Source organism: Roseiflexus sp. (assembly GCF_057785375.1).
Window position 1 is genome coordinate 16002 of sequence record NZ_JBYNRX010000039.1, and the last position, 14593, is coordinate 30594.

General features: G+C 62.6%; 9 protein-coding genes and 1 pseudogene. All 10 read right to left on the bottom strand.

Annotated features, from left to right (window positions below; all coding sequences use genetic code 11):
• Positions 1-100: 100 nt before the first annotated feature.
• A pseudogene (locus AC3EA7_RS07405) lies at positions 101-1327 on the bottom strand (DNA cytosine methyltransferase).
• A gap of 380 nt (positions 1328-1707) precedes the next feature.
• Positions 1708-2361: a redox-sensing transcriptional repressor Rex gene (locus AC3EA7_RS07410; protein WP_488613432.1), complete on the bottom strand. Its 654-nt coding sequence runs from the start codon at positions 2359-2361 to the stop codon at positions 1708-1710.
• A gap of 113 nt (positions 2362-2474) precedes the next feature.
• Entirely contained in the window at positions 2475-4460 is a 1986-nt protein-coding gene (locus AC3EA7_RS07415) for a hypothetical protein (protein ID WP_488613398.1), read from the bottom strand.
• Positions 4441-5754, bottom strand: a complete 1314-nt coding sequence (locus tag AC3EA7_RS07420) for a hypothetical protein (RefSeq protein ID WP_488613399.1) — start codon at positions 5752-5754, stop codon at positions 4441-4443. The genes AC3EA7_RS07415 and AC3EA7_RS07420 overlap by 20 nt, the downstream gene beginning before the upstream one ends.
• Complete coding sequence (locus AC3EA7_RS07425) at positions 5751-7604, bottom strand: VirB4 family type IV secretion system protein (protein ID WP_488613400.1); 1854 nt, start codon at positions 7602-7604, stop codon at positions 5751-5753. The genes AC3EA7_RS07420 and AC3EA7_RS07425 overlap by 4 nt, the downstream gene beginning before the upstream one ends.
• Positions 7605-7616: 12 nt before the next feature.
• Positions 7617-8288, bottom strand: coding sequence for a hypothetical protein (locus tag AC3EA7_RS07430; protein WP_488613401.1), 672 nt, complete (start codon positions 8286-8288; stop codon positions 7617-7619).
• Positions 8281-8670, bottom strand: coding sequence for a hypothetical protein (locus AC3EA7_RS07435; protein ID WP_488613402.1), 390 nt, complete (start codon positions 8668-8670; stop codon positions 8281-8283). Before AC3EA7_RS07435 ends, AC3EA7_RS07430 begins: the two co-directional genes overlap by 8 nt.
• 19 nt (positions 8671-8689) lie before the next feature.
• Positions 8690-8989 (bottom strand): hypothetical protein, encoded by a 300-nt coding sequence (locus tag AC3EA7_RS07440; RefSeq protein ID WP_488613403.1) that lies wholly within the window; start codon positions 8987-8989, stop codon positions 8690-8692.
• Positions 8990-9053: 64 nt separating this feature from the next.
• Positions 9054-11903, bottom strand: a complete 2850-nt coding sequence (locus tag AC3EA7_RS07445; RefSeq protein WP_488613404.1) for a peptidase M23 — start codon at positions 11901-11903, stop codon at positions 9054-9056.
• Positions 11900-14230 (bottom strand): hypothetical protein, encoded by a 2331-nt coding sequence (locus AC3EA7_RS07450; protein ID WP_488613405.1) that lies wholly within the window; start codon positions 14228-14230, stop codon positions 11900-11902. The genes AC3EA7_RS07445 and AC3EA7_RS07450 overlap by 4 nt, the downstream gene beginning before the upstream one ends.
• Between the last annotated feature and the right edge of the window lie 363 nt (positions 14231-14593).

The window sequence follows — 14593 nt, forward strand, 5'->3', positions numbered from 1 at the left end:
CGGGAATGGTTCTGGGGAAGAGGTACAAGCATAAAGAGACCGGATTGCCAGAATTCATCATCATTCATTCCATGGTCTCCGATCCGAGGCGCATGCGCTTTCAGCGCTTCGGCGTAATCGTTGATGAGCCTCTTTGTCTCTTCGGATAACTCACAGAGAATGACCGGCTCACGGGCTGACATACGCACTCCTCAGTCTGCACGAGAGATGTTGCAATCGGGCGAAGGATATGCTCTTCCAGCCACGCAACGACCGGCACGACAACCGCATCGCCCATGACGTGATACCCATCATTGTAACGTTCAGGCAACCAGTACCTGTCGGGTAATCCCATCAACCGCGCCGCTTCGCGCGCCGAAAGCAGCCGTGAGCGAACGACATCCCCTTCGACCACCAGAATCGTCTGCCGGCTCGAACCGCCAGCCGGCGTTCGCAGGCAACCGCTCACGCCATCGAACCGCACTTCTGCGCGCTGGCGCTTGACCCCATCCTGAACGCGCGTTCGCTTGTAGATCGTACCAATGTGGAGACGACCGGTCAACTGCGCGTGACGCACCTTGGCGAGATTAAGCGGAGACATGAGCGACAGGAGGCGTTGCGTTTCTTCGGGGCGATGCCAGGAAACACCGGTCGGCTCAGGATCGATCACATCGTGAAGACAGCGTGGCGCCTGTTTCGGCAAAGGGAGACTCCACCAGATCCACGCATCTTGCGCCAATGGCGCGAGATGACGGAAGGCGCGAACGACCGCTGCCGGATGCCACGTTGCGTGCGGCGTGGGCGAGATCACCATCGCCGGTATCGTCACATCGTCCTTCACTGCAACAATGAAGAGCCGTGGTCGCGATTGAGGGACGAAATGCACGGCGTCGATGACCATTGCTCCCAGGCGGTATCCCTATGCAGCAATAACCGAGGCCAGTTCCTGAAAATCGCGTCCTCGATTCGAGGTGAGCAAACCAACAACATTTTCAATGGCAATGATCGGCGCCGGTCGCCCTTCCCGGTCGAGCGTGGTCACCAGATTCCAGAATGGCCAGAAGGTACCGCTGCGTTCGGCGCGAAGCCCGCCCCCCTTCCCCGCAAGCGACAGATCCTGACAGGGGAAAGACGCCCACGCCAGCAATGCGCGACCCGGAAGCATATCGGTCGTGATGCGATGAATGTCCTCAACAACCAGCTCCGGCGCACCGGAGAAGCTGCGCCGATACACGTCCGCTTTTTTTGCGTCGATGTCATTGGCGAACAGGCAGGTCCACTGCGGCCCCAGTCCAATCCGTGCCAGGCCGCCGCCGGCAAAGAATTCGTAGAAGGTCAGGCTGGTCATGAAGAGCGTTCACCGAGAATAAACACGTGTAGACATTCTATACACATGTTCGACATGCGTGCAATGACCTGTGACAGCCCGTTTGTACCACGTTCGGGATCAGTCGTCAAGAGGATCTATTCCCGCTTAGATCCCAGGCATCTACACGCCGCGCATTCCGGCGTCGCATGCAGCGACCACAGGTTCGCATGCCACTGTTGCGCGCTGCCAGGCAACGCCATAGTCATCGAGCGTTTTCGATCTGCCAGCGACTCCGGTCTTCCCGCCACTGCTGCGAATATCATTTCGCCTGGCGTTTTGTTGTGCGCCTGAGCGCCTATCCGAACAATCGCCGCATGGAGTGCAGCTGAGCGGGCGAAGGCTTTTTTGCCTGCTCAACGCTACGTTTCGGGGTTGTTATGACGCACGCCCGCAATATCGCGCGCGAGATAGTAGGTCATGCTATGAAGGATGGCAACTGGATCGATATAGCGCACCCAGACGCCCTCGGGAACCTGAAGCACGGTAGGCGCATAACTCAGAATAGCGCGCACGCCCGCCATCACCAGACGGTCCGCCACTTCCTGCGCACTGCGCGCTGGAACTGCAATGATTGCCAGACGGATGCCCTGCTCCCGGATGACCCGCTCCGCCTCTTCAAAACTCTGGGTGGTCATGCCATCGATGACCTTGCCGATCTTTGCCGGGTTGCTGTCGAACAGCCCGGCGATGCGGATGCCCTGCTGACGGAAGCCTTCGTACCGGGCAATGGCTTCACCGAGATGCCCGATGCCGATCAGCGCCACAGGCCATTCTTGCGTCAGACCAAGGATATCCTCGATCTGCTGGAGCAGTTTGCGAACATCGTAGCCGATGCCTTGTTTGCCAAACTCACCAAAGTAGGAGAGATCTTTGCGGATCTGTGCAGCAGTGACATTGATGCGGTCGCCAAGTTCCTGTGAGGAGACAGACTCGATGCCTTCCTGAAGGAGATAGCGCAGACTGCGAGCGTACAACGGCAGCCGCCGGACAACAACATCAGGGGGTCCTTCCATTCGATCCACAGAGACCTCCGCGCCTGAACCGTTCGCTCACCATATGTGCGCTGATATGGGAAGCGCTGACGTGCATGAAGTATGTGAAGTGTAGCACTATCTTTGTCGGATTGTCAAGATGTACCTATCGCCTCCCATACCGTCGGCGAAAGCGGCGCAATAGAACTCACGCGCAGCAATGCGCTCAGCGCTGCCAGATGCGCTGCGTCGTAGACGTGGCATTGTCGTTCGAGGCGAACATGCGACGCAAGAATGCGCACCATTCCCGCCGGAGGCGAGTCGCCTGCGCCGTGTGATCGCCCGTATCCGCCACCCGTGATAACGGCAGGGAAGAGTGTGTGTTGTCGCTGTGAGGCATCCGGCATACGGGTCTGCGCCAGCACAGAGTAGACGGGCGCATCGGGGTGGCGCAGCAGACGGGCAACGAGATCACTGTGCGCCCGGCGGAGCAGTGCGTCAGGTTCCACAAGAACGATCAACAGTGCACGCATCGCCGCGCCAGCCCGTGGAAAGGAACGCACAGCCCGTCCAAGCGCCATCAGCGACTCTGCTGCTGCGCCTGGCAACGCAACCAGGTGCGGCGTCTCCTTGCAGAGCGCACTGACCTGCCCCTGGTCGATGATAGTCACCGCCAGCGTATCGGGCGCTTCGGCATACAACAGGTCGATGAGCGCAGAACTTGCGCTCTCGATGGCTTTGCCGCCGTAGAATCCGACGTGTCGCCAGGTGTGCAGCGGCAGGAACGATACCGCTGAGGCGCCACGGTGGAAGGCGGGCAGACGTGAATCCCACTGACGCCGCGCCACCGGCAGGAGCAGGTGACTGCTGTGCATCGCGGGAACAGGACTATGCAGCGTGGCCGCCAGCGTCGGATGGGTGGGTGTGGTGCGTTGCCACTGCGCTTTTGAACCGGTCAGACGGGTTTCGATCTGTTCCGGCAGTGTTGCCAGCGTCTCGAACTCATCAGGGTGGGCAGCAACAGTCAAACGCACCTGCGCTCGCTGGCGTTCAATGCCGGCTTCAGCAAATGTGACCATGCTTCGTGCCAGCCTCTGCTGTTCATAAACGTCCAGAATGGCTGCAACCGCTGCTGCGGCGCTGTCGGTCATGCGGGATTGATAGTCTTTGATTGTGTTGGGTTCGGGTTGTGTAACGGATTGCTCTGACGCCACAAGATGATCGACTGTTGCCAGAACATCAGGTTGCCCTTCTTCTCCACCTGTCGATGGGGCATCATTCGGAGGTGCGTCGTGGTTGCCGCATTCCGGCGCTTTTTCCGCCTCATCTCTCTGGTTCTCTGGGATGGGATTTCCCAGGAACAAAGCCGGTCTGCCGAACCGCAAAAGCACATCTTTCCAGCGTTGCATTCTCCGCCCTATACCTTGAAGCGTTGCCATACGTCGGAGGGCGCCGGTCCAGACCTGCGCATGCCTTCGTGCCACTGTGCTCCATTGTTGGAGGGGCACGCTCCATTTCTGCGCAGGTACAGGATGCTGGCCTTCAGGTTGCCCACAGGGAGGCGCAGCGCTCACAAGGGTCGATTTTTCCCGGTAAGCCGTCTCGTTGAATTGCCCGTTTGAGGCATCAGGGCGCTCCAACTCCCCCTTCTCCCTGCGAGGGAGCGGGGGGCGGGGAGGATGAAGGAGACCAGGGCGTTCCAATGCGCACACCACCCACGCCCATCCAACAAACCTGTCCCTGAAAGGGGACGCCTCGATGCCAGTGACATCCGTGGCTGGATGCCCACAGCGAAGCGCCCCCACGTTGTGTCGCCGGCGCCGCACTGCAACAATCGCCAGCATCAGGAACGCAACGCTGCTCAGGGAGAACGTGGCAATCAGTCCATTCGTCTCCACCCAAACAATCCATTGCCCACCAACATCCACAATGATAGATGCCGCATTGTCTGGAAGTACGTCACCGGACTGCCGTCCGGGAGTGACGGTTGGCGCTGCTCTTGTCTCGCGCGGCGCTTCCTGGACCATTCCCGCCTGCGACTGTCGGGGAATGGGGGGAGCGTATGCTGTCGCCAGCGCGACCGCAGCAGCAATCAGCACAATCAGGCTGACCAGCAACGCTTCAATTCGTGGTACGCTCATCCATCCTTCCTTCCACAAAAGTAATCAACCAGGCCTCGTCGCCACTACGCAGGAGCAATTCATCGTCGTACCACTCGCCGGTCAGGTCGGCACGCCCCGGCACATCCGCAAGCGTGGCTTCACCGATGAACCGATCGCCGTCCAGCCGACCGATGACAACCTGACCATCCTGAAGCATGACAATGCGAAGCGTCCCATCCGTCAGCCACGTCATCGCCCGCGCATCGAGCGGTATCCGGCGTTCAGGAAGCAGCGTATCGAGGCTGGCGCGCCATACCTGCGATCGTCCCGCATCGTCCGGCGCAATCCATACGACCTCATCGCTGCTCCAGGCGTATGGCGGCAATCCATCCACGGCAGGCTCGGCAACGACTGCTGCAACCGGCGTCGGGCGCAGGCGCGCCAGAGTCAGCGCGCGTCGTTCTCCATCACGACTGGCGATCAGCGCTGCATCACCCGACGGGCGCCAGGCGACGCCCGTAATCTTGCCAGGCAGCGCGACAACTGCGACCGGCGGCGCATCCGGCGTGAGATACTGGATGTGTTCACCCGCGACAGTGCGTTCCGCCAGCAGCAGCGCCCGACCATTCGGTGCGAACCGCACGAGCGACACATCCCCGACAACGGTGGCAGTCATATATTCCCAGCCGCGCACCACAATCCGGCTCTCCGAACGGCTGCCCGGTTGAGCCGGTTCATATACCGCTTCGTAGCGTACTCCATCGACCGTCAGCACATCGGCTCGCCCGCGATAGGCATCGATCGTGGTCAACCGCTCGACTCCCGACGCGCCGAAGGCGATGGTTTGCGTTGCCAGAGCGTTCTCATCGAGATCTTTCGCTTCGGCATCTGAAGGAAGCGGAACGACACTCTGCACGCGCCACGAGTCGCCGGCGCGCCAGATTGATGCAATGCGCATTCCCGGAGCAGCGGATGGCATCTGACGCACACGTGGCGGCGGGAGACCGGGCGGGAGACTGAGCGAGACCGTTTCCCCCGCTTGCAGCGTCAGATGAACCCAGGAACGCCGTCCATCCGGCAGAGTCGCCGCGACAATGTGCGCGCCTGCATAGATCTCGCCATACCAGGGGCGTCCATCGACGGTGATATGCGCCGCCTCCGCAGCCTGTACCCGCAGTTCGGCGCGCCCGCGCCAGAAGGGAGGGATGGCGCCGCTCGCAATACCGGTCAGTATCCCGACAGCCAGCACGGTGAGCGCAATCTTCCAGTGCCAGCGATAGACAGCACGCGCCAGCAGCGCGTCCAGATTGATACGATACCCTGCAACAATCATCGGTCGCTCCCTGCGCCGGTCACAATCCGATGGATTGTGTCGGGCCATTGTGGAATGAACAACGGCGTGCGTTCGCCATCTGCCAGCAGCAATGCGGTTGCGCCGATGCCACGCTCGATCCGGCACGTCGCCAGGTATGCCGCTTCCTGATCATTCAGCCGCAGAATGGCAGCCGCCCGGTTGACCGCATCTGAGTCCTGGTTCAGCCCCAGAATCAGTTTGGTGCGCGCATTTTCCAGCAATATGCGCGTTTGTTCACTCTCGTCCAGATCGTCGAGACTCTGAGTGATGACAGTGGCCTTAAACTGAAGACTCCGCCCGATACGGAAGATCATCTGCAATGTGCGCGCGCCCACTTCCGAGTGAAGCAGCGCATGCGCCTCATCGAGCACCAGATGGCTGCGTCGCCCGGTCGGACGATTGATCGCCGTGGTGACGAAGAAATCCATCACGATCACCGGCAGCAGACGCGCAAGCATGTCGTCGTTGCTCTGGAGCAATGTCCAGAGATCGATCGCCAGCAACGGGTTGTCGGTCGGCACATTCGACGGATGGTTGAAAAGGTCGCCGATGATGCCGCGCGTAAACAACGTCATGGCGCGCGCCAGGTCGGGGGCGATCTCCGCAAGATGCTGCTGCACGTCACTGAACGTAGGCATCGGTTGGATAAATGTGTGCGGATCGCTGCTGATGCCGCGTGCGGCGTAGGCTGCGGCAATGGCATCCTGAATCGCAGCGGCGCCGGTTGCATCGACGTGGGTGCCCTGCGCCTTCAACTCACGGGAGATCAATGCCTTGACAATGCTGATCCGCTGCGCGAGCAGGTCTTCTTCGAGCGCCGCAACGGCGCGTGCGCGTTCGGGCGCAAGCGGCGGCAATTCCAGCGGATTAATGTGATACCCGGCGCGACTCGAAAGCGAAATGTAGGCGCCGCCAAGCGCCGTCGTCAACGCGCGGTACTCCTGTCGCTTCGGATCGAGAATGAGCAGCGCGTCCTCGCCAAGCGCCAGTTCCTGCGCCAGCAACCCGCCCATGGTGTACGTTTTGCCACTCCCCGACTCAGCAACAATGAGCATATGCGGGTTGGTCGCCTGCCAGCGGTCATAGACGACGGGCGCGCCGCTGCGCGGGTGTTCGCCCCAGACAATTGGCAACCCGCCGCGCCGTGTCAGCCCTGGCGAAGCCGTGGGCATGCCCATCGCAGCGGCGCGCCCGCTGGCATCGTGCATCAATCCGGCAGGGGTTCGTCCCAGCGGCAGCGAGTCGAGATACCCTTCCCACTGCTGAAACTGCATCGTACCGAGTAGAATGCCTTGCTGCGCCGCCGCCTGCCGTATCCGGTCAACACGCGCTGCCAGTTCTTCAGGAGTTGCCGCAGCAACCGTGATAGTGATCGCCACCTGGAACAGACGATCCGTGCCTGCCGTCAGGTCGTGGCGCAGCGCCGCCGCCGCCTCCACTCCCTGTTGCGCCTCTGCATCGAAGTGCGTGCCTGCCTGCGCGTCACCGGCCAGCGTGCCAAGCGCCGCATCTTCGCTGCGCGCCAGCCAGCGACGGGCAAGTGCGTCGGGAATGGGAACCAGGCGCTGATGAACGGTGATGCCCACCCCATCCAACCCCAACCCTGCATGGTTGAGCCACGCCAGCGCAAGCACCGGCGGAAATGCGCGCACCTCCAGCGTCGTGATGAACGAATCGCCCACCTGAACCATATGACTCCAGCGCCGGTCGATCCCATCAGGCGCCAGCAGGGTTGTCAGCGTTGTGGCGCCCGACAAGAATGCGGCATCGGTTGTGCGGCGGCGCACCGGATCGATGATCGGGCGGGAGAGCGCGTCCCGAAGTGACATATGCCCTCTCTTTCATTGACTCGTATGAACCACCAGGCGAATTCGTTCGAGCAACGCGCCCTGCAATGGGTAGCGCAATGCGCGCACCGGATCGATCAGGCGAAACCAGAACCGGGCAATCTCTTCGGCTTCGAGCAGACGCGGCGGTGGTGAACCGCCCAGCGATGCCAGCGCCTCCGCTAGACGGCGCGCTCGTGCCACCGCCTCTGCTAACAACGATGTGTCGCGCGGTGTCGGAACGGCGCCATTCGAGATTCGGAGCGATCCCGACAGCCAGTTTCTGGCGCTGACCGGCAGCGCCGACGGTTCGCTGCCGGCGACTGCCCAAATGGTCTGCCGGCTGCGGCTGACGGCGGCGCCAGAACATGCCTCCAGATACTCCGCTGTCTCGTCGAGAATGGCCGCCAGTGTGGGGTGATCCGCCTGATCGCTGCGAGAGCGAAGTTCGGCCATCTCCCACTCCAGGTCCGGCGGTCCATCGACGACGTACACATCCACGGGGGCTTCCTGCGCCAGTAAGATGCGGTGGTAGGTCTCTGCGAGGTGTGCCCGGCTTTCGTAGGATCGCAGATCCCACGCAGGCGCACCGCCGCCGACCAGTCCTACGGCGCGTCCATCAGATCGCAGGATTGCGCCGCGCACGATGCGCTGTGGAATGGCGACACACAGTTCGTTGTCACTCACCGGAACCCTCCCTGCGTTGCCAGCGCGGTCGTTGCAGCGACGGCGCCAGCATCAACGACTCCTCCTGCGGAAGAATCGCCTGAAGTTGGGTGGCGCGCAGCCGCTTCGTCCGGCTCAGGTGCCGCCAGACGATGCCTGCCGCGTCGCGCAATGAGCGTCCCCACATACGCCCTTCGAGCAGCGCCAGACCGACGAAGATCAACCCGCCGCTCACCCAAATGGTGCGTTCGATAGTGGCGCCGAGTGAGATGGCAATCCCTCCGACTGCCAGCATCCCGACGATCATCAGGAACGAACGCGCCGGCAGGCGCATCCCAGCGATCTGCACCGATGCACGCACCCGCAATCGGCGCGGCACGACCGCGCTCAGATAATCGTTCACGCATCTCCTCCTCTTCGGGTTATCCGGTCAACCCCATCGCCCACGCGACAATGCTCGACGACTGATTGGCGACAACCAGCAAAATGACGAACACTGCCAGATCGATGCCTGCGCTGCGCAGGTCGCGTGGTGATGAGAAGATGTGCTTTGCCATATCGATGAGCAGGAAGAAGCCCCCGGCGACGGTGATGATGTTCTTCAGCCAGTCGAACAGCGCCTTGAACAATCCGTCGAACTTCGGCGGATCGGCGAAGAGACCGAGCAGGTCGGCGGGGATGGACGAAACCGCAAGGCCGATGATCGAAATGATGGATTCCATTGTGCCGTCTCCTTTCAGATTGCAGTAAGAATGTTCGATACAGGCACAGCTTGCCCCGTGGCGGTCACCTCGACGTTGATCGCCCGGATTTGCCGCCGCCATACCTGCCGCCATCGGCGTCGGGCGACCAGTACTGTCCCGTTGGCGGTTCGCCCGGGCGCGGATCACGGTAGAGCGACCCGGGGTAATCTGGCGGCGGCAATTGGTAGGGGGCGCCTTCCGGCAATCCGGCGATGTTGCCCGGCGGCGCCAGTGGCAGGAATGCCAGCGGATCGACCATATCCGTCCAGCAATTCGTGCCGGGTAGAGGCTGCATGCCCTGCAACCACGCGGGTGTGCAGATGTTGATCATCGGGAAGTCGCCCGCATACCCGCGCTGCCGTATCCCGAGGTGCAGGTGTGCGCCGGTCGTCTGCCCGGTCAGTCCGACAAACCCCAATGGCGACTCGAGTTGATACACGCGCTCCCCCAGGCGCACCGGCGGACCACAGCCGGGCAATGCTTCGACAGCCTGCGTAAACGCGGGGGCGCCCGCCACACAGCGTTCGTCCATATCGCCGGGCAGCGGCGTGCTGCCGTCCGGCAGCGCTGACTGACAACCGACGCTGATCCAGTTGATCTGCGGAAATGCCGACTGCAACCGCTGGAGGGGCCAGACTTCGCGCATGGCGCTGGCCCAACTGATGCCGTTCGGGTGATACTCATAGTGCCACCACTCCTGTGAATCGGTGCGATCAGGAATACGATTCCAGCCATGACGCTCAAAGATGGCCGTTATGTCGGTTACATCGAGGTACAGCCGCCACATCCGGCCATCGCGCAGCCGCCGCCAGGGAAAGCCGGTATCCACATCAATCGCCCGCCCCGTCATATGCCACGACATCAGCGCAACGCCCGGCTTATCGGAGCGGAACTCCGGCGAACGCAGCGCATCTGCCAGACGCGCCAGCGGATCCTGCCCGGTCGCCGCGATGATCTCGGCACGCACAGCGGCAAAACTGCGCGCAGCATCTTCCGCCAGTGCCATATTCGTCGTGCCGCCTGCGGCATTGACAACCCCCGGCAGTGGCACGAGCGCCTGTGACCGACACGCCAACGGCGTCTGACCCGGTCCTTGCCCCGGTCCTGGCGGAGGTTCGGCAATCGGCGTCACCTCCGGGAAAATGATTTCTGGCGGAAGGGGTGGCGTCGTGGCAATCGCCGGCGGCGGGTACGGCGCCGGTGTCGCTGTCGGAAACGGTGTGGGCGGGGGCCATGGTCCGGGAGTGACGGCATATGAATCGATGAGAAGATTGACGGTTGCGGTTGTCTGGCGCACCGGCGATCGAACCGTTCCATGCACGGTCTGGACACTGTTCATCGGCGCGTCGGCGCGCACTTCCACCACGAATCCGACAGCGAACGCATACGGTCCATCTATGTCACAGCGCACGCTGCGGACTGTCGATGAGCATCGCGCACCACCAGAGACGTATGTCACGTCCAGCACCGTCAGGCGCTCACCAGCATCGACTTCGACGGTCAGGGGCCAGTCGCTGCTCGTTCCGGTCAATGCGACCTGACGACGCCCGCCAACGGGCAATTGGTAGGACCCAACCGTGCTCATGCTCGCGGACAGAAATGAAGCGGTTTGCGGTTGTGACGTCGGTGTTGGAGAGGGCGAAACGCCAGGCTCGACGGCGAAGGACATCGTGCGAGGCGCGCGTTTCAGGCTTCCTGCTCCATACCCATTACTCCAGAAGGCATTCTCACGTGACACAACCGGAATATCCGCCAGCCGCCACACACAGCGCCCGCCATCGCTCGTCGGCTGGCATGCGGGGGGCTGACTGGCGTGGTTTCCTGCGGCTGATTGCATCACCAGAATGGGCGGTTCGCTAACGTGCGCATGCACTCCTGGCGTTGGCGCAACCAGCGTCGGGGTTGGAGTCGGTGGCGGCGGCGGCGGCACGAGGTGGGCACGGAAGCGCAACGCCACATCACCGGCGCGGCGCTGACCGCGCAAGCCGTTGATCGGCGTCTGCCAGCGTAGCGTCGCCTGCCCGCGTGCATTCGCCGGCGGATCGTCGGCAATCCAGCCGCGCCAGCCATCCCCGCGCGCACCCCACGTCACCGTGGTCTGACAATCGGCAGGGCGGTCGTAGAGGAAGGTGATCGTCGCACCGCTGCGGACTGGCGCGAACGTGGGCATGTCACCCCGGCACGCAATGGCAATCGCGCCGTCGGCAACATCGGGAATGAGTTCGCCGGCGCCGATCGGTTGATAGTCGGCATAATCGTCGTAGCGTCCGTACTCATCGATAATTCGCCCCTGGAGTTGCACATGCAGGCGGTACGGTTCCAGGTGGGCATAGATCGTCTGGTACGCGCCGCGACTGCTCTCGACGACAACGATCTGCCCGCCGCCTTCCCGATCCGGCTGACGTCCGCCGTTCGAGTCCCACCCAACATATGTGACCATGCCATCAATCATGGCAGGAATCACACAGCGATGCGCGAAGGGACAGGCGCCGGTCGGGCTGACAATGTCGATGCCGTCGTGGAACTCGGGCTGACCGGTGATCGGGTGGAGACGCCATCCGAAGCGACTGGAGATCGCCCACCCGCCTGCGCGGTAGGTTCCGTCGGGTTGCACGTCCGGCGCTACGGGCCAGGGGAGCGCCGTGTGTTGAAAGATCATGCCGAGCGCGCCTGCAATCGTCAGCGCCAGGCCGCAGATCAGGACAATTGCCAGAACGACCAGCGCCACGATGAGCATGACCTTGCCACCCGCCACGGCGCCGATCTTCAGCGCCGCATGACTGCCGGCTGCAAGCGCGCGCTTTGCCATGTGGCGCGCTGCCATGCGCGCAGCGCCGTGGGCGACATCACGCGCCGGTGATGGAGAGATAGACTGATGTTCGCTCTCGCTCATCGGCGGCGCTCCTGTTCATCGGATGCGCGGTGCGTCGGCAAAACCTGCGGATGCGGAAATGGCGCCGAAGGGCTGATGTCCGGCGTGCGATGCCCGGTGACAATCACGGAACAGGACGGCGACGATGGTTTTACCATTTCCCACGTTCGGCGGTGAGCGGGCGGCGGTGTTGAGAGATGACCCGCCCCTGAAGCGGAACGCTCGACCGGAGGAGTGACAGAGTGATGTGGCGGCGCTGATGGTGGTCTCATCTCCCACGGCTGGCGCGCGCGCGGCGGCGTGGCAAGCCCTTCCGCCGCCAGGCGCTGCCGCATGAGCGCCGCCGCGCGCGCGCGGGTGGCTGCGGCGACGGTCATGCCCGCTGTGGGGGTTAGTTCCGTCACACGCGCCTGCCGTTCCTGGATGCGCGCCATAATTGCGGCGCGTTGTTCGGGAGCGGCGCTGCGTAACTCGCGTTCGTCGCGCTGGATCGCAGCGAGTGTGTCTTCGCGTTCGATCCGGTGCTCAGCCTGCGCTTCGAGCAGGGCATCACGCGCAACTTCCCGGCGCCGCTGGCGTTGCCCGGCATTCCACGGCGATGGACGCGGACGCAACCGTCCTTGCGCAAACGCTTCGTGCTGATCGGCGCGCCGTTCCAGATCGGCGGCGGTCTGCCGCTTTGCCAGCACTTCCTGCTGCGGAGTTCCGAAACCGATACGCTTCCTGATCTCATCAGCCTGAGCGCGCATGCCGCGCGCATGGATTGCTGCGATGTCGCGCCGCGCCAGGTCGGGTTGATCACCGGCGAGCATCTGTGCTTTCAGGCGGTCGTACCTGCGCCGGCTGCGGCTATCGGCGGTGGGCATCTGAAATGGCATGCGCCCATCGACGGTCCGTGGCGCAGCGGCGGAATGGCCACTCGCGGCATCCGCGCCCGGTCGGACAACCTCGCGCGCCGTCCGGTCAAAGCGACGATCAACGCCGAGACGCATGAAAGAATCGCCAGCAGCGGACGCGACCCGTTTCACCGTCCACGTTGCCGCCTTCTCCGCCTTCGGAACAACTCCGCTTCTGCGCCAGAGGTAGTTCTGCAACCGCGTCGCCAGCGGCATGCCCTGCGTCACCGATTGCGCCATGCCGGTCAACTTCTCCGACCCGAGCACCGTCACCAGCAATGTGAGCAGCCCAAGAACATACCCGGTAAATGCCTCGACCACACCGCCTCTCAATGGCGACACCAGCGCCACTGCGACGATCATCGTCGCTGCCAGCGCCACCTGCTCGATCAGGAGATCGAAAAGACGATTGAGCCAGCCATAGAAGCGCGGTGACGTTGCGCGATCCATCAAAAGCGCGCCTGCAATCGGCGCAAGACCAACCAGCACCATGACACGCACCACGCGAAACGCGCTTTTGATGATCAACCACACCATCACCAACCAGAACAGGGCGTACATCAGCAGCGCACCGATATTCAAGTCGGGTCCCACCGGCGTCGGCATCTCGAACGCAGCTCGTGAGAGAAGCGCATCGCTGATGGCATTGAAGAGATCGATGATGAGGGCAAGCGTTGCCTGCGTCGAATTGATGAACAACGAAACGCCGATGAAGGTCAGCAGCAATCCTTTCCCTTCGGCTGCCAGGCTTGGTTGACCTTCCGCCAGCAAACGGCTCATTCGCACAACGAACAGGAGCGTGACCAGCAGTTGCGCCACGGCGCGCATGACGCTCCAGATCGATGTCATCGCCGGATGATTGTAGGTGAGGGCAGGCGGCGTGCAGAAGACGAAGTTGGTTGCGGCGTTGTCGCCGCAGCTTGAAGGAATGATCGTCCAGGATTGCTCAGACGCGCGCGCATTGAGAAGCACTGCCGCCGTGCGCTGCGCTGTCTCGCCGAAGGAGGCAATGACCCCCGCCACAACGCCCATCCCGGCATCGAGAACCCAGTTGCCGGGGTTAAGGTTGCGCGACAGCCAGCCGCCAGTCGGACCAGAGTCGAGCGCGATTCGCGGCGCCGGCGCATCCAGAGGCATACCCGACGGCGCCAGAGGTTGCACCTCCTGCCACAGCAGACTATCGGCGGGTGCAGCGCCTGTCTGACGGGTCGAACCCTGCGGCTGGAACGGATCACCGCGTGTGCCGGGCGCATCGGCGCGAGCCGTCGGCGGCGGGACGATCAGCAGAGTCAGGAGAATAACACCCATGACAACGCCAAAACGCCATCTGTGCGCACCGGTACGGAATGTCCTCTGCGACAGGGAACTGTCGCCTGTAGCGGCTACGGCATCCTGCGCGTGTTCGACAGGGAGATCGTTATCCGCAATGCAGAAGTGGAATGTCATAGCCATGCTCCCATCTCATACCCTATCGCGTTCAGTCAGACAAGACGTTCGCGCGTTCGGTTCGCAAGGCGCAACGGTCAACGCATACCAGCAGGCGTGGACGCATCTACGCATCGGCATCAGCAGCCTCAGCGGGGCTTCCACTTGCGGTGAGCGCAGTCGAACCGCGTGCACTGAGCAGGGTCGAACCACATCCTCAGCGAGGGCTTTCACCCGCAGCGGCCCGGCGTCCTGCCGCAGCGCTCCAGCAGTATGGTCCAAATGACCGCGCATTCGTAGAAGACTCACACAAAGGCGCAAAGATGCCATATGACATCCGGTGTGCGATGACGCTGCGGGCTGATGAACATTGAGAAAGAAATCCGGTCT